The 16,849-nt window shown below is 51.8% G+C and carries 17 protein-coding genes; 6 read left to right on the top strand and 11 right to left on the bottom strand.

Going from position 1 to position 16,849, the window contains the following annotated elements; all coding sequences use genetic code 11:
• The first annotated feature begins 160 nt into the window (after positions 1–160).
• Entirely contained in the window at positions 161–1,738 is a 1,578-nt protein-coding gene (locus ENGE1_RS25150) for a methyl-accepting chemotaxis protein (protein WP_001323889.1), read from the top strand.
• Between the two features lie 188 nt (positions 1,739–1,926).
• On the opposite strand, the gene ENGE1_RS25145 is transcribed toward ENGE1_RS25150, so the two are convergent.
• The 3 genes from ENGE1_RS25145 to ENGE1_RS25135 all read right to left on the bottom strand — a co-directional run bounded on the left by ENGE1_RS25145 (position 1,927) and on the right by ENGE1_RS25135 (position 3,961).
• Entirely contained in the window at positions 1,927–2,733 is an 807-nt protein-coding gene (locus ENGE1_RS25145) for a Y-family DNA polymerase (RefSeq protein WP_269467505.1), read from the bottom strand.
• A complete protein-coding gene (locus ENGE1_RS25140; protein WP_015062799.1) occupies positions 2,721–3,155 on the bottom strand; it encodes a LexA family protein in 435 nt (144 codons plus the stop codon). The genes ENGE1_RS25145 and ENGE1_RS25140 overlap by 13 nt, the downstream gene beginning before the upstream one ends.
• Positions 3,156–3,307: 152 nt before the next feature.
• Positions 3,308–3,961, bottom strand: a complete 654-nt coding sequence (locus ENGE1_RS25135) for a CPBP family intramembrane glutamic endopeptidase (protein ID WP_031942486.1) — start codon at positions 3,959–3,961, stop codon at positions 3,308–3,310.
• 79 nt (positions 3,962–4,040) lie between these two features.
• Between ENGE1_RS25135 and ENGE1_RS25130 the strand changes: the two genes are divergently transcribed.
• The 5 genes from ENGE1_RS25130 (at position 4,041) to ENGE1_RS25110 (ending at position 9,292) form a co-directional block, all read left to right on the top strand.
• Positions 4,041–4,424, top strand: a complete 384-nt coding sequence (locus tag ENGE1_RS25130) for a DUF1496 domain-containing protein (RefSeq protein WP_052980709.1) — start codon at positions 4,041–4,043, stop codon at positions 4,422–4,424.
• A gap of 104 nt (positions 4,425–4,528) precedes the next feature.
• Positions 4,529–4,924 (top strand): lytic transglycosylase domain-containing protein, encoded by a 396-nt coding sequence (locus ENGE1_RS25125; RefSeq protein WP_004187436.1) that lies wholly within the window; start codon positions 4,529–4,531, stop codon positions 4,922–4,924.
• Between the two features lie 44 nt (positions 4,925–4,968).
• Positions 4,969–6,231, top strand: a complete 1,263-nt coding sequence (locus ENGE1_RS25120) for a secretion/conjugation apparatus DotM-related subunit (protein WP_032426772.1) — start codon at positions 4,969–4,971, stop codon at positions 6,229–6,231.
• A gap of 10 nt (positions 6,232–6,241) precedes the next feature.
• Positions 6,242–7,192 (top strand): DsbC family protein, encoded by a 951-nt coding sequence (locus ENGE1_RS25115; RefSeq protein WP_004206886.1) that lies wholly within the window; start codon positions 6,242–6,244, stop codon positions 7,190–7,192.
• 12 nt (positions 7,193–7,204) lie between these two features.
• On the top strand, positions 7,205–9,292 hold the full coding sequence (locus tag ENGE1_RS25110) for a P-loop NTPase family protein (RefSeq protein ID WP_004187443.1): 2,088 nt from the start codon (positions 7,205–7,207) through the stop codon (positions 9,290–9,292).
• A gap of 50 nt (positions 9,293–9,342) precedes the next feature.
• Here ENGE1_RS25110 and dqlB read toward each other — a convergent pair whose 3' ends face one another.
• From dqlB to traW, 8 genes are all read right to left on the bottom strand, one after another.
• Positions 9,343–9,438, bottom strand: a complete 96-nt coding sequence (gene dqlB, locus ENGE1_RS29415) for a DinQ-like type I toxin DqlB (protein WP_004206884.1) — start codon at positions 9,436–9,438, stop codon at positions 9,343–9,345.
• A gap of 1,226 nt (positions 9,439–10,664) precedes the next feature.
• A complete protein-coding gene (gene repA, locus ENGE1_RS25105) occupies positions 10,665–11,720 on the bottom strand; it encodes a plasmid replication initiator RepA (protein WP_015060006.1) in 1,056 nt (351 codons plus the stop codon).
• The gene (gene repB / locus ENGE1_RS29535; RefSeq protein WP_031942489.1) at positions 11,717–11,767 is read right to left on the bottom strand and encodes an IncL/M-type plasmid replication leader peptide RepB; all 51 of its coding nucleotides are present in this window, start codon (positions 11,765–11,767) and stop codon (positions 11,717–11,719) included. Before repB ends, repA begins: the two co-directional genes overlap by 4 nt.
• Before the next feature lie 249 nt (positions 11,768–12,016).
• Positions 12,017–12,247, bottom strand: a complete 231-nt coding sequence (repC, locus tag ENGE1_RS25100) for an IncL/M type plasmid replication protein RepC (protein WP_004187496.1) — start codon at positions 12,245–12,247, stop codon at positions 12,017–12,019.
• A 73-nt stretch (positions 12,248–12,320) separates the two neighbouring features.
• Positions 12,321–12,974: a hypothetical protein gene (locus ENGE1_RS25095; RefSeq protein ID WP_004206935.1), complete on the bottom strand. Its 654-nt coding sequence runs from the start codon at positions 12,972–12,974 to the stop codon at positions 12,321–12,323.
• A gap of 2 nt (positions 12,975–12,976) precedes the next feature.
• Entirely contained in the window at positions 12,977–15,157 is a 2,181-nt protein-coding gene (locus ENGE1_RS25090) for a DotA/TraY family protein (protein WP_004187492.1), read from the bottom strand.
• Positions 15,150–15,800, bottom strand: coding sequence for a hypothetical protein (locus ENGE1_RS25085; RefSeq protein ID WP_004187488.1), 651 nt, complete (start codon positions 15,798–15,800; stop codon positions 15,150–15,152). The genes ENGE1_RS25090 and ENGE1_RS25085 overlap by 8 nt, the downstream gene beginning before the upstream one ends.
• Positions 15,797–16,849 (bottom strand): conjugal transfer protein TraW (gene traW / locus ENGE1_RS25080; RefSeq protein WP_064360856.1); only part of this gene is annotated, 1,053 nt, incomplete at its 5' end. The genes traW and ENGE1_RS25085, both read right to left, overlap by 4 nt.

Here is a 16,849-nt window from a genome sequence, read left to right as displayed (position 1 = left end):
CATCTGACATCAAGTTAGGGTATAGCCTAGATTGACATGCGCGATGCAACCCTTAACTTGCTTGCACCTATCGTTTCCATGCTAGCTTTATCGTAACGCTCAAGAAATTGGGCTTAATGCCGAAAACAATAAAATAAAACAGCCAACCCTTGAGGTTCTTATGCGCCAGAATTTACCAGTGACGGGTCGAAACTTAGAACTCCCAAAAGATGCCAATATTCTTTCGACTACCTCCCCTCAAAGCCATATCACGTACGTTAATCCTGACTTCATTAAAATCAGTGGTTTCACTGAGGAAGAACTATTAGGCCAGCCTCACAACATCGTAAGACACCCAGATATGCCGCCTGCTGCATTTGAGCATATGTGGAGTACATTAAAATCTGGCCGCTCATGGATGGGGCTAGTAAAAAATCGCTGTAAAAATGGCGACCACTATTGGGTAAGTGCTTATGTAACGCCAATAGCTAAGAATGGTTCGATTGTTGAATACCAGTCTGTAAGGACCAAGCCTGAACCTGAGCAGGTTTTGGCTGCGGAAAAATTATATGCTCAATTGAGAAGCGGGAAGGCCGCGAGGCCGAAATTGGCTGCTAGCTTTTCCGTGAAAATACTCTTGCTCATATGGGGTAGTATTATATCAAGCGCAATGGCTGCCGGCATGCTTACTGATACATCAATAAGCAGCTTATTGTTAGCCACTTTAATGTCAGGAAGCTTAAGCTCTGTTAGTGTTTTGGCTATTCTCTCTCCTCTTGGAAGACTGGTTGAAAGAGCCAGGAATATTTCCAATAACCCATTAAGTCAATCCCTCTACACTGGGCGCACCGATGAGTTTGGCCAAATAGAGTTTGCTTTACGAATGATGCAAGCTGAAACAGGCGCCATAGTAGGTCGCATAGGTGATGCATCAAATCGGCTTAGCGAACACACCCGAGGCCTACTAAAGGATATTGAGTCAAGCAATGTACTTACAGTTGAGCAGCAGGCAGAGACAGATCAAATAGCAACGGCAGTAAACCAAATGGTGGCAAGCATTCAAGAGGTTGCGAGCAATGCACAGCATGCTGCAGATGCGGCCGGAAGAGCAGACACTGAGACGGCATCTGGCCAGCGTCTGGTAGCCCACACAAGCCAGTCAATCACTGCCCTTGAAGGTGAAATTAGGCAAGCCACTCAGGTTATTCATGAGCTTGAAGGTCAAAGTAACGAGATATCAAAAGTTCTTGACGTTATACGAGGGATCGCCGAGCAAACGAATTTGTTGGCACTCAACGCAGCAATTGAGGCCGCGCGTGCTGGTGAGCAGGGGCGTGGTTTTGCTGTTGTCGCCGATGAGGTTCGCAGTCTTGCTGCTCGCACACAGCAATCGACAACGGATATTCAAAGCATGATCAGCGCTCTACAAGAGCGAGCGCAATCCGCTGTTACAGTCATGGAGCAAAGTAGTCGGCAAGCGCACACGAGTGTAGCTCACGCAGAGGAAGCAGCTACAGCTCTTGATGGAATTGGCCAACGCGTTAACGAAATTACCGACATGAACGCGCAAATAGCGACTGCGGTCGAGCAGCAGGGAGCAGTAAGTGAAGACATAAACCGCAGTATTATCAATATACGCGATGCTGCTGATACCAATGTACAGACCGGGCAGAATAATTTGCAAAGTGCGAAATCTGTCGCTCAGTTAACTAGCGCTCTGAGCGAACTGGCAAAACAGTTTTGGGAAAAACGAGGATAACGCTTTTCAGTATCTCGACAGGGATAACTTACTTTACCATCGGTTATCCCTTTTAGCCGCACAAATTTTAGCCATGGCTTTTCAGGAAGTCAGGGCTATCAGAATGGCCTTAGAAAGCCTAGTCAAAGAGCTGTCACGAGAACACCGTTAGCTTAGCGTACGATTTTTTCCGAATTCTGCGGTTCCCCCTATTTAGTCACCGCCTGCTGCATCTGCGCCAGTTGCGTGACCCGCGCTCCAAACGAACGGGATACAACAAGCTGCTGTTTCGCGCCGGTTCCTTCCTCCAGGGCAAAGCAGGCCTCGCCACGCAGCTCACGAATGGTCCTTTCCAGCGTCACACCGTACAGCCGGCGTGCAAGACGGATATCCATCTCTGCGAGCGCCAGCGCCGTTTTGATCCCCATTGCCGCCAGCCCTTTTTCGGTACGATGGCCAATGCCCCACACATCGCCGGCCGCCACCAGGCTCATCAGCTTTTTCAGTCTTACAGGATCACTGAGCGCCACAACCCCCCCGGTGGCAGGCCACGTCTTTGCGGCATGGTTGCACAGCTTGGCCAGCGTCTTCGTTGGCGCGACGCCGACTCCACAGGTGAGCGTTGTCTGGCGCAGCACTTCAGCCCGCAAAAGCTGGCCAAACGCCTGCGGCGTCATCACCCCCTCCATATGAGAGGCATCCGCAAAGAGCTCATCAATTGAGTAAACAAATGTCCGCGGCGCCAGACTCTCCACCACGGTTGCAAATCTGGCGGAGAATGAGGCGTAAAGGGTGTAGTTGGAACTGAATACGGCAACGTTATGCTGTTCCAGCAGGCGGCGGCAGCGGAAATAGGGCTCCCCGCGGCGCACGCCCAGCGCTTTCGCCGCGCGATTGACCGCAACAAGCGCCCCGTCGTTGTTGCTGAGAACGACCACAGGGCGACCTCGTAAATCAGGGCGGAACGCTTCTTCGCAGCTGCAGTACATCGAATTGACATCGATTAAGGCGTACACGGGCGGTGTCTCATGACAGTGAACGTAACCACACCCCATATCTGCAGCGCCTCCGGATCAAACCGGATTGGCGGAAAAGCCGGATTCAGCGGCATCAGGCAGGGGTAAGGGCGGAGCTGCAGCTGCTTGACCGTAAATTCATTATCGATGCTGGCAATCACGATGCTGCCGTGCCGGGGTTCTTCTGCCCGATCGACGACCAGCACATCGCCATCATGAATGCGCGCATCACGCATGGAATCGCCGGACACACGCAAGAAGTACGTCGCGGCCGGATGCCGCACACAGTAATCATGCAGGTTAAGTTCATTGGCCTCATAGCCTGCTGCCGGGCTGGGAAAGCCGGCCGCAACGGGTTCGGCAAAAAAAGGGAGTGCGTCGCCTTCCACTGAAGGCCGGGGATAAACGAGATCCAGCGCCATAATTTAGCCTCCAATAACTGTTTATACATACAGTATATTGCAGGCTTCAGGAAACAGGCAATGCCGGCATACTGCGTGCCGGCACGCGGAGGGGGTCAGGTCAGAATGATGGCCAGACGGCCAGGATCGTCGTCCGTGATAGATTTACACTTTCAGCCAAACAGTAAACCCAGCGCGGTTGCTTCCATATGCAGCAATACCGGCAGCAGCAGGCCGCCGCTTCTGATCCGGGCAGCTGATGTAATCACCCCCACCAGGAACAGTTCTGCCAGGGTCAGCAGGTTCTGATACTGGCTGTGCGCGGCGACGAACAGCAATGACGTTATCAGCGCCCCCAGCCACATCGTCCAGCGGTACCGTGAACGGAAGACGTTCAGCATGATCCCCCGGAACAGCGTTTCCTCATTCAGCGGGGCAAGGATAAAGATGGCCAGCAACGTCAGGATCACGTCGGGTATGGATTTATCGGCAAAAAGTTTCGTCATAAACGGCTCTGCGGGCAGGTCCAGCACTTTACCCAGCAGAAATTCTCCGACATACACCACGGCCATCGCACCGACCAGCCACGGTGCGCCAACGTTACGCAGCTGGCCAACAACCGGTAGCGGTGCAACCCAGCGGCGGTAAACCAGGAACACACACAGCAGGTACACCAGAACAGCACCATGAATGAAGAACAGCGTATTTTTCCCCAGCCCATAGAGCAGAACGGTCTGCCCCATGACAAACAGGGCCCCCCAGGCAATGGCCCAGGCTGCCAGCAGAACCAGCATAAACTGCAGATATTTATTACGTGACTGAATCATTTTATCCCCTGTTAATTTTTAAACAGAATCGGCTTGACACTCAGGCCGGTTTTCAGACCTAATTTAAATGATCCAGAAAATGATTACCGTTTTTTTTAATGGAGAAAGTGAAATGAAATCCAACACGAAGATTGCTCTCATTCTGACCGCATCCGTAATCAGTTGCAGTGCCTTTGCTCAGAGCGTATCCGCGCCGAAAACCGATTCTTTGCTGAGCAACATTCTGGGTGAACAGGTACAGACAAACCAACATCTTGTACAACTGCTGGCAAAGGATCAGAATGCCGGTCTTACACTGACCCCGGAACAAAAGAAAACCGCCTGCCTGTATGAAAGTCGTTACTACAGCAGTGGCGCACAGCTTACCGTCGGAAAAGAGACGCTTCGCTGCACGCTGAGTGGCGAAATCCCGACATGGGAAAATGCGAATGAGGGCAACATTGTCTCTGCCGAAGGCAAATAAAATTCCTCTGACAGCTTCTCAATTATGCGCACCAAAATGATTTAAAAAAATCTCCTTTTGATGGTATATTTTTTACTCGAAATAGAAATCATTAGGAGATTGTTATGGTTGATGCCCCGCCCTCAATCCCGCTGCCAACCTGCATGGTTGAAGCAGCACAGATTTATCACATTCCTCTCCGTGGATTCCTCGCCTTGTGGCTGACTGAAGGCGGAAAACCGGGAATGAAAAATAAAAACAAAAACGGCACTTACGATTACGGCGCATTCCAGATAAACACCATCTGGGCGAATAAGCTGGCGTCCGATTTTGGCGTGAAAGCGGAGCAGCTGCAGCATGACTTTTGCGCCTCTGCAATGGCCAGTGCCTACATCCTCAAATACAACATCATTCTCGAAGGGGGGGATTTCTGGCAGGGTGTCGGCCGCTATCACTCCAACACGCCGGCGCGTAAGGCCTGGTATATCGGGAAGGTTTACCAAAATTCTCTGAGGTTCTGATGCAAAACCAGCCACAACGGAAAGGGGGAGGGGATGATGGCCTGATGATTATCGGGGCCCTGCTCATCATGATCACAGTGATGTGGTTTGGCTTTCGTGATTATGTGATTTACGGAGCCTGTCGCCTGCTTTACTGGATCTACGGTGTACTGCCGGACGCCATTACACCGGGTAATGCGGCCGAGCGCCGGGACATGCTGCTGTCGGCGGCGCGGTATAACCACCAGGTTTCGCTGTGGGACTTTATCAGCGTGATGAACGACACGGCCAGCGTGCTCTTTCCCCTGTTCATTTTAATCATCGGGCTGTTCGTCTGGGTTATCTCACGCAATCCTTACTACCGTCTGACCCGTAAACTGACCATCCGGAACCTGCCCTGGGTGATGGTAAAAAACTATCCGGGGATCGCCCATATCCTCGCCCGGTTTGGCCACCTCGATCAGCTGCTGCTGAATGAAGATCCGGAAGAAGCACGCAGCGCGCAGTCACCCGTTGAGTTTGCCCAGGAACATAACCTGATTGATACCGCTAAACGCCGCCTCCGTAAAAAAGCCGCACATAAGGTCTTCCTGTCACAGGTAAACCTGGCGCCCGAAGGGGCGGCCCTTTCCCTGGCGCCCTGGGAAAAAGCACTCGCAGCCTCGTTTGTACATCTGCGCTTTATGGGCGACCGGCCAACGGCTAAATCCATTCTCGACGATCTCAACCGTTCCTGCCTGCGGACTAAAGACGGCTTCCCTGATTATTCGCTGGCCGCCGGGCTCTGGACCGTCGCCAGCCAGTGCGAAGCGTTCAGAGAATTTGCAAAGGGGCGCCGCAGCTCCCGTTCGCTACTCTACGCGCTGTTCGATGATGACCTGCAGCTGCCATCCGCAAATTTCCGGTGGCTGAAAGGCGTGGACCGCACGTTATGGTATGCACTTTCAAGCGCCGGCCGCGGGAAGTTCTTCATTGAGGGAGGTGGCGTTATTGCCTGGAGTCAGTGCGAAAGTTACCGGCTGACGCTCGATGAAGAAAAGGCGGCGAAATTCCCGCCGACCGTGCGGGCGGCCGTGCTGGGCCTTGAGCTGGATCTGCTCCATTACCGCCATATTGACCGCCGCGATCCCGCCATTCCGGTCGCTCACTGGCAGGAAGACGTTATACCGCCATTTGCATTTGAATCTGACGCTGAAGCGGAAGACGAGCCGGCTACGCCGCCTGCAGCTCCGCACGACACCCCGAACAACAGTCTGCGACTGACAGACGATGAACCGACGCCGGCTAAACCTCAGCCGGCAACCCGTCCCGATCACCTGGAACTCTAAGCGAGGAAGTATGAAACTCACCGTAAAAACCGATCGCAACACACTTTATCTTTCCGCTGACGGAAACTACCAGGAACAAGCCCTGCACTCCTTCCCCCTGTCAGCCTGTCATTTTGGACTTGGCCATGATGCCGGCAGCGGCCACATCCTGACGCACAATACGTTTTCTGGTGAAGCGGTGCAGCTGTTCCGCTTTGAAAACGAATATCAGGCCATCGAGGCGCTGAACAATATCCGTAAAAAGCTGAAACAGCAGCGCGGACTCAATGCCGTGCGCCGGCTGTCTAACTTTATCTTCTGGCCAGTCGCCGCGCTGGGCTTTATCGTCTCCATCAACGGCGCGTTGATGAATATGCATCAGCCGGCACAGCCGCTGCAGGCAAACTCGTATGCTCCCGCGCCGGGTCTGCAGCAGCCTGCCACTGCGCCGGAGCAGCTGCAGGTTCAGGCAGCACCTGAAGCCCCTAAAAAACTGGCTGATAACGACTTGCTGTCACTGAAAGATGCCGTCACCAGCGGACGCTTTACGATCTCGCTGTCAACCGGGCATAAACACACCCTGTATGTGTTTTCCGATCCGATGTGCCCGCACTGCCGCGCGCTGGAACCCCGACTGCAGGAACTGAGCAAACGCTATAACGTCGAGATTTTCCCCGTGTCCGTTTATGGCGACCTGCGCTCGATGGTCCGCGCCGCTCCTGTACTCGATACCGGGAAAGATACCCGACTGAAAAGCTGGGAAGACACGATTAACATGGGATACACCACCATGAACCCGAAAATTGACGATCCGAAAACAGCCCCGGATACCACCGGCGCCCGCCTGGTTGACGCGAACAATATGGCATTTGCGAAATTCGGGTTTATCGGCACCCCGTCCATCGTTGCCGATTCGGGTGATGTGATCCCGGTTTCCGTCGTCAAAGACGATGCCCGCCTGCAGCAGGCGATAGGAGAATAACCCGGAGCCGCTATGCAACAGGAATCTGTAGACAGTAAAAAAGTCATCCGCCCGGATGGTTCGTTCATGGAGTGGTTCCTCACTCCGAACGTACAGTTTGGCCTGCTGGCCATACTGACCGTGCTGGGGCTGTTTCTCCCCTTTACCATGCTGCTGAGCATCCTCATCCTACCGCCGCTGATGGTGGCATTCACGGATCGTAAATTCCGGCCACCGCTGCGAATGCCGAAAGACTGCGAAATGTTCGACGACACCCTGACCACGGAAACCCAGGCGGAATACCGTCTGGGGCCCATTCGCATCCCGCATAAGGTCCGGGAGCGAAAGAAAGCGAAGGGAATTTTATATGTCGGGTATGAGCGGGGACGCCTGTTCGGCCGCGAGCTGTGGCTGAACATGACGGACCTGCTGCGCCACATGGTATTTTTTGGTACCACCGGGTCGGGTAAAACCGAAACCTTCTATGGGTTTATCGTTAACTTCCTGCTGTGGTGCCGTGGCTACTGCCTTTCAGACGGTAAAGCAGATAACAAGCTGGCCTTCGCCACCTGGTCGCTGGCGCGCCGTTTCGGCCGTGAGGATGATTATTACGTCCTCAACCTGCTGACCGGCAGTATTGACAGGTTCGTGAACCTGGTGAAGCAGGAAAGCATCCCCGCCCAATCCAACTCAGTCAACCTCTTCAGCGTTGCCCCGCCGACCTTCATCATCCAGTTGATGGAATCCATGCTCCCCCAGGTGGGCGGGGATTCGGCACAGTGGCAGGATACGGCAAAAGCCATGATGTCGGCGCTGATCAATGCCCTGTGTTATAAGCGCGCCCGCGGCGAACTGCTTTTGTCACAGCGCACTATTCAGAAAAACATGTCGCTGCCGGCAATGGCCGCGCTGTACGTTGAGGCAAAGAAAAACGGCTGGCACAGCGAGGGTTACGCCGCGCTGGAAAGTTATCTGGAAAATACACCAGGCTTCCTGCTGGCCAACGCGGAATACCCGGAAACGTGGGAAGCCCGCGCCTTCGAACAGCATAACTACATGAGCCGTCAGTTCCTGAAGACGCTCTCCCTGTTCAATGAAACTTATGGCCATGTTTTTCCGGAAGACAGCGGCGATATCCGGATGGACGATATTTTCCACAATGACCGCATTCTCATCGTCATGATCCCGTCGCTGGAGCTGTCACGCGGTGAAGCGGCCACGCTTGGCCGTTTATATGTGACGCTGCAGCGAATGACCATCAGTAAGGACCTGGGCTACCAGCTGGAAGGGAAAAAAGAGGAAGTCCTGCTCACTCACGCGCTGAATAATCAGGCGCCATACGGGCTGATTTATGACGAGCTGGGCCAGTATTTCACCAGCGGTATGGATACGCTGAGTGCGCAGATGCGTTCACTGGAAAAAATGGGCGTATTTTCCTCCCAGGATCACCCGTCACTCGCCCGCGGCGCGAACGGCGAGGTGGATTCGCTGATCGCCAACACCCGCGTGAAATATTTTGAGTCGATTGAAGACCGGAAAACCTTTGAAATACTGCGCGAAACCGTCGGCCAGGACTATTATTCAGAGCTCTCCGGGCAGGAAGCGGAACACGGCACGTTTTCCAAAACGGTCCGGGAAGGGGATCTGTACCAAATCCGTGAAAAGGACCGCGTGAACATTCGTGAGCTGCGTAAGCAGACCGAAGGTCAGGGGGTAATTTCTTTCCAGGATGCCCTGGTACGCAGCGCCGCGTTTTACATTCCGGACAATGAGAAGTTTTCCAGCGAGCTGCCGATGCGGATAAACCGCTTTATCGAGGTATTACCGCCATCGCCGGCGACGCTGTACAGCATCTATCCGGAACGCAAGGATGATGAACTGGCGGAAACGAACCCGGATGCAATGCACTTCCCGCCAATCAAGCTGTTCGGGTACGACAAAGCGGCCAACAGCCTGCTGGAAAAAATTGAGGTCTTCTACGAGCTGCAGTGTGGCGCAATTTCACCGGAGGAAATGTCGGTGTGCCTGTTTGAACTGTTCGCTGAATGGCTTGATGGAACGGAAACGGACGACGTGCTTTACCACCAGGAAGACGATCTGTTCCCGATGATCGAGATGTAACCCTGTTAAAAGGCGGGGAGTGGTCCCCCCGCCTTTAGTTACGTTTCCGGTCAGTCAAAATACTGCCGGATCAGCTCCAGGACCGCTATCACAGCGTTAGACACTGCAACAACCGCCCGCAGAACGACGATTAACAAGTTAATCATCCGTTTGCTCCATACAGAGCAGGAACACCGCTGATCGCCCTTACACTGCCTGTCACAGCGGCTACCTCACGTCAATTGTTTTGGCCGTTCCCACTCCAGCCAGGGCATTGAAACAGCACCACCTGTTTTTCAACCAGGGCTTTAATCCGTTCACGCCGCGTAAGCGGGGGGCTGGAGAAGAACGTCAACAGATTGACCCGCGCAGTATACCCTATTCCGGGTGGTTTGCATTTACTGAACTCATGGCGTAATATTTAACCGTCAATTGTTTTGGTTGTTCCCGCCTCCATCCGGGGCAAAACATAAAAACCCGATCTTACCAGTCGGGTTTTTTTGTGCCTCCATTCTGGCAGAAATCGCATTTCCTCAAATAAGCGCCTAAAACGCTCTCTGTGGCCTTCACTGCAAAAAGAGCAACATTCCCCTGTCTTCACCCTGTTTAACGCGCCTGCGAGCGGCTGACGTGGATAACCGCGGCTAAATCGATCCTCTTTTCCCTGTTAATTTTAAAACTCACAGCTGACACTGGCGTCGATTGCCTGAAAGGCATTGCACGCCATAGCAGACGATTTTCCTGCCAGACCTGCCCTGCAGGTGACGCTGTGGCCACATTACCCCCTGGCTACTGCGACCGGGCGGTGTGACGTTTGCGGCACACCGGGCGCGTGGGTAGTAGCGTTGACGTCAGGGGTGCGTGTCGCAGCCCTGCCGTCTTACGGGGGTGTTATTAGTTACATCATCCATCATGCTTTTTTCTGCCGAGCCGTTGGCTCGGCGGGGAAAAGCACGGTGGGGCAAAGAAGAATCCGGCCTGGAGGTTTCTGCTGGCCACCCTGCCCGGCATTTGCCGGGTGCTAACCTGGGAGCATAGCGACCATTCTGGCCGTCGTGCCGCGTAGCGGCGCTGAAAGGCCAGGCATATCCCCATAATCCACAGAAAATTGCGCCTGAATAACAGTGATCTCTTTATTGAATAAATATCTTTTTAAAGAAGTTAAGAGTGTATTGCAGCTTGCATTGACCACGATTGCAGGTGACTTTATTTCCTCCTTTGCGGATAACTGTGGATAGTGGTGATCTCGCTGCCGGTTATCCACCGGCGGCGCCAGAACGTCAAAAAATCACGATGGCCACACGTTAAAACTGGAGGAAATTTGAGCAGGTCGCGCCGGCTGGCCAGCACGAAAACCGCCAGGCGGCGGTAAGAGAATTACAGGGGGAGAAAATCAGTGATAATCAGGGGGACCGGATTCCCTCTCCAGCCCCAGATCGAGCTGATACAGGTGGCTGCGTACTCGCTGGGTAAACTGCTCAGGCGACAGCGCGTGCAGTTCGTCTTTCGGCAGCGTCCGTATCAGATGAACGGACATGGCGTAAGCCCGGTCGTCATAGGGCTGTTCTGCCAGCGCTTTCAGCTTCTTCTCGCGCTTACCCTTCAGGGCGGCTTCACGCCGGCGAACCAGCGTGGCGTGCATCATTTTTTCATACCAGCGCCGGCGCGCGGCTTTAACAGAGATTTCTTCCGCCTGGCCATGTTCATCACGGGTTATCCAGCCTGCAGCTTCAGCGGCCACCTGTTCGGCCTGCTCCGCATACAGCTTATCGAGATCAACACCGATCATCTTCCAGAGGCGTTCCGTCAGCACGACATGCTTGGGGAACCACTTGCGGTTAAACGGGTCCCATGTGACGCCTTCAGGCAGCGCCAGTAACCCGAATTCCATCATGTGCTGCAGCAGCCGGCAAACCCGCGGTACCGTCACTTTCCGGATCACGTTCCCTTCGCTGTCCTTTTCGCTGAGCTGCCACGCCATTTTACTGAGGTTGATAGTGTCGATATGGGTAGCCCGGTCAACGGTGCTGACCAGGAGCGGCACAATCGCATCGAGTAATTTCTCCCGCTCCGGGCGGAAGTCGCGCTTCCGGCCAGCCTGCTCGCGCAGCTGCACGAAGTACGGGTGGCGGCTGATCCGCATACGCAGACTTAACGCGCCCGTTTTGCGATCGCGGCGAACAAGGCGGTTGTAGGCATGGCCAAGCTGGCCAGGGAGCTTTTTGAAATTGTCCGGTCGGTACCAGCTGGGCTCCGGGCAGAGACACGCCGTTGAGTGCGTACCGCGACGACGGCGGGTTTTGCGCACGGGCTTGGTGCCTTCATCGAGAAGCAGCTGCAGGGGCGATTCTTTAGGGGACTGGCTTTCAAGCCAGGAGATGAACTCCGGCGAAAGACCTTCTACTGACTCAATGTCAGAAAGCTGTAGGTATGGATTCTTTTGATTCACCAGCCCCTGCACATATTGGCCGGGCTGTATTGCAATAGGGTACGCATTTGCTATAATCCTTTCTGCCAGTGGGCAGTTTGCACCCCCTGATTCTATTCCGAGCCGGCCAAAGTTCTGAAATAGGATCAGGGGGTTTTACTTTTTGTGGCTCCTGCCACTCCTAAGCGGAACATCTCCGGGCCGCTCTTCCCGTGCTAAATTCTGTAATAACCCCGTAAGGTTATGTAAACGCCGCTTAACATATCATGCGTTTCTAAGCGGGGCAATACCTGCGATCCCGCAGTTACAGAGTAACCTCACTCTTCAGAATCGTCAAATTTTAAGCCGTCGTAATAACTTTTCACAAGAAATTCAATAACCTCCGCCTGAGTGAGCTTTTTTACTTTTGTGATCTCTATCAACATTCTTTTTGCATCTTTGGGCAGATAAAGATTTAGCTGGTCATGAGTATCTCTGATGCGATTCCTGTAATCCTTCTGCTTATCCAGGTTACTCTTATGCACCTGCCGCTCAACTACTCTGCTCACAAGCCCTCCGACTACAAACGACTATAACCACCTGAGTATACACAAAAAACCCGCCATATTCGGCGGGTTAAACTCAATAATTGCTGTTTATGAACCATCCAGCGTCTGTCAGTTTACTCTTCAGATGCTGATAGTTTTCATCCCTATTTTTATGCGTTCTGCAGATGATTTCCATATCCCTGTACGCTTTATTGATATTTGGAGCTGTGATCGTTATCGTCGTAAGCCCCGTATTTCGCAGGTTTATGATTAACTCCCTGCCGACTGACTCCCATGACTCGACTGTTTCGGCTTCAAAAAATAGCCGCTCACGTTTAATACTGGATGTGGCATACAGGGATGCTACTCCTATGATTCCAGTACTGAAGTCAAAGCCTATGTAAGTCCTCCGGGCCAAGTCATAGTGCTCGCAGTCCTTATGAGGTTCAAAGAAACCAGAGTTTTTCATTGAAGCAGTTACCTGGTAGAGCTTGCGGCTCCTGAAGTCCTTTTTCAACATCCAGATCAGCACTGAATCGATCACAAAGATACCGACTGTACTAAACCAGTGCTCCTGAATTGAACCGTCTCTAATCGTCCAGTATAAGCCGCTCAGAAACACGAAAGCGCTAACGAACAGAAAGAGGAATACAAACATCATCCAGAGCCATGATGCGTAGTATCCAAGCCTTTTAGGACGCGCATTGTTACTAATTTTCTTAAAGTCAGTGTTTGATAACGCATTCATATTTAAGCTCCTTTGATGCCGTCCTTGCTCTTATCTACACCTGCGTCAGGATTAAATTGCTTAGGGTTGTTACGGTTCATATTTTTGGCTCCACGACCGAACGCAGCAAAGATGTCATGAACATGGTTCTGCATATCACCCAACACTGAATCGTTCATCTTCTGTCCAATCCAGTTTATAACATAGTTCGGCATCCTCGCAGGAAGTGCAAATACGCGAGCCACCATACCTGTGCAAAGCCTTGCATATAACATCAAAAATCCGATCGATGACAGCAGGCCAGTGAAAGAGTCAGACTGGACCTGTTCCATAGCGAATTTAAACATCATGTTTAACGCCGTTCCCAAAGCTACGATGGCCAGTGAAGCAAAAATAAACCCCATTACCATGAGCATCGGCCGAATCATTACATCGATAAGGAACACATAACCATATGTACTCCGCTCATCATTACTCTGGCCAATGTTGATATGGGTAGCTGCCCACAGGGAAGACGCCAATACACCTGTCATAAGCGTAACCAGCCAATCTGCCATAGCTACAAACCAATAAATCATCGGTATAAACGGCAGCCAGATAGATAGCGCAAGACCGATACCAAAGAGGCTATAAAACAGCGGGTAAACCAAGAACGAAACCGATTCTAATACGCCAGCAATAGCATCTCGAATCCCTGTAAGTTTGTTCATCATTCCCGCAGCAAAACCGGGTAGACTCTTCCCTTCTGAAACCTTCACTGCAACATTGATAGCGGTCCAACTGGCGAGTCCAACCTCAGCTACACCTAACGTGTAATCGCCGATAGCTTTCATTTTGAGTAAAGGGTTGGTCACGTCACTGTAACCATCACCAGTGCCGTAGTTACTCGTTGCAAGCCAGTTTGTAACGTTGAAGTCGAAGATTTTTGTAATTAGGGACGTTCCGTCTCCAGTTGTGGCGGCATTTTCAAGGCTTTTTTGATCAATGTTCCTTGCAAGTGCGTTAGATTCGGTGCCAAGAGGCGGCGTATAATTACTATTTTTCAGCTGAGAATGGTAAGCCTGGAACAAGCCTTTAAAGTAATCGATAGAGCCGATATCGCCATCGTTACTCATTCCTGAAACTACCGGCTTCAGGTTAGCAACATCTTTCATCTCGGTATTCGCAGTAGCTAATGTGTGATAGTACACACCAAGATATAGCCACCCTTTCTCTTTGATATCCGACTCCATTTTTTGAACAATTTCGTCGTCACCGGCTGCTGAATTAGCAGCATGTTGAACCTGAAGCTGATAATCACGCGCAGCAGTCTGGATTGCGCTTTCAACATCTGGCAGCTCACCGTCCCCGGAACGCATTTTTGCCATATATGCTGCATTAAACTGTTCTGCAGCAGTCTTCATTTTTCCCCACAACGTGTCCGTTGCTTGTTGCTGAACGCTGTAGACGGAATCCGCATAACCGCTAGCGAAGATAGAAGTCCATCCTGCTGGACGTTGTGGCAGCGAAACGGTCCCACATACAGCTGAGCCGTTGTTTACAGATATCGAATATGTGCTATCACCTGTTTGGTATTGCATTCTGGCGTTATTCTCATAATGTTGGCCAGAAGCCTCCATTTGAGCAATCCCCTGATTTACACCCAAAGCACAAAGGTTTGTTTCAAACATCCCTTTTGCAACAGACGCCATTTCTGGCATAACAGGGGCTATATAGACAGCTTTACCACTCGCTAATTCCGAAGCCGTTTTGTCTGCAATAACATTGGCAGATCCTACGCCAATGATTGAACCGCACCATAGAAAAAGCAGCTGTGCCACAGACCAACCGACAACGGTAGGTACAAGCAACAACCACCCAAAAGTCGTTTTAACAATTTTGAATGCGTTGTTGCCATCACCCTCAATAAAACTTCCCAACTGACCTGCCTGGTGAAGTTTCTTAATGCTGATTATCCCCATATAGACGAGGGCAAGAATCGCTATAACTTCGTTGACAGTGAAGAAAACGTTATTAAGCAAGCCATCGCCGGAAGGGCTAAACGGATTATTAACTACCTCACCAAATACGGTATGTAACATTTGACGCGATAGGTCACCTGAACGTTTAGCCGCTTCAGTTATGCCATCAATCCCCAAATCCGCTGAATATGAAGGCGACGCCACAACGAAAAGAGATAGAAGCAACCTTTTTAATTTACTCATGTGGCCCCCGCTCTTGACCAGCCTGCGAAAAATTAAATGTATTACGCACTCCCCCATCATTAAGGAAATAACGTAACGTACCTTGCTCTGCATCAGAGTGAGCCTGGTTTCGTAACTGCCACCCCATGAACTCACATGTGAGAGCCTTAATGAAAGCAAAGATCCCCGCAGCAAACAGGACGCCACAGGTGAGAGTTGCTCTTAACAAGCTCATGTTCGGTGAGCCATTTAGAAGCAATCTGGCATAACCAGACGTTAAAAAAAGCAGAATGAGGACTAATGCAAAAAAACAACAAAGCCAGTATTTCTTGTATAAACTGGCCTTATCCAACAATTCTGAAATAGGTCTATTGCTCCGTTTCATAACTTCGGCGAACGGCTGATTTGCATCAGAATCAACAGGTGGGCCATCAAGGTTTTTTATTTGCTTCTTAACGAATGAAGCCCGCTGAAAGAGCAGGCTGAATGTTTGCTTTACTGACGCGATAATAAAATATATATCGCTGATGCCTGTAATATAATATATCGTTCGTTTAGCCTTCCCTTCCGGGAGGTCATTGACGCCTGTTACAACATCAAGGCCTTTTTTTAATTTCCCTGATTTGGCTGTGTCTTTATCCCCTGTTTTATTTTCGTCGGTCATTTTCTGGATACTCCCGCGTTCACACTCTCCAGCTGTGCTGCCAGCATCGGTTTGTATGTTTGATATGCGTCGTTCGCCAGGATCTGGCCAAGCAGCACATTTTGTTTCTCCAGCTGCTGTTTGGTTTTCAGCACTAACCAGTTGTTCAGATTGGCGATATTGATTTGCTCACGCATCAAATCTTCGGTGTTCTTGTTGGTCAACGTCGCCTGGTAAGCAGGGTTGCTGTAACGGCGACCTACTTCGAATTCCTCAAACTCTCTGGCAGACATACGGTTAAGCTGTTTCGCCCTGTTACTGGCCGTCGCCTGGAAATAGGATTCGACTTCCGGCACTTTGCGTGCATCTGCAAGCGCGGCATCAGTGGCCGGGTTCGGTTTGGAGTTGGCGATCATTTCCATCTGAGGTTGAGCGGCCGCGTCGGTGAGCGCCTGGTATTGCTGAATCATGCCCAGGTAAATTCGCCCGCTGGCGCCTTTAACTTCCCCACGACTCAGCTGACGACCAGCACTGCGCAACGCGGTATTTTTCATATAACGCAGCGCCGCATCTGTCTGCTCATCTGTAAACGTCAGATCAGGTGCCTTGCCTTCTTTGCCGGCGCCATAAAGCAACGAGCTCAGCGACGTATCTGCCCGCGGCATGTCAGATACACTTGGGCAGAATGAAGTCCCGCCAAATGCAGCATAATCCGAACTGTCGCAGTACTGGCTGTGAACTTCGGCCGTTGAAGATGCGTCCACGTCGGTTGCGCGTGCCGGCACTTCAAAAATGGCCTTAACATCTTTCGCAGAACTGGCGCTTCCCAGCGTTCGCTGACCGCCAGCGGCCGCTGAGGATACCCCCGCGGCGCCACCGCCAATAGACTGCGCACAAATATCATCCGGAACACGGTACTTATCCTGTGCCTGCAGCAGCCGGTCATTACGTTTTTGCTCGACTTCGAACTGTCGGTTAGTTTCGGCCACCTGCTGCATTAATGCTGCCTGGCGATCGCCCTGCTGGCTGATTGCCGTACCAATGTTAATCAGCGTGGCCTGGATGTTACC

The sequence above is a fragment of the Pluralibacter gergoviae ATCC 33028 = NBRC 105706 genome (assembly GCF_001598855.1).
In the GTDB taxonomy this organism is placed as follows: Bacteria; Pseudomonadota; Gammaproteobacteria; order Enterobacterales; family Enterobacteriaceae; genus Pluralibacter; species Pluralibacter gergoviae.
The sequence above is the reverse complement of the archived record's forward strand: the minus strand, read 5'-3'. Positions and strand labels throughout refer to the sequence as shown.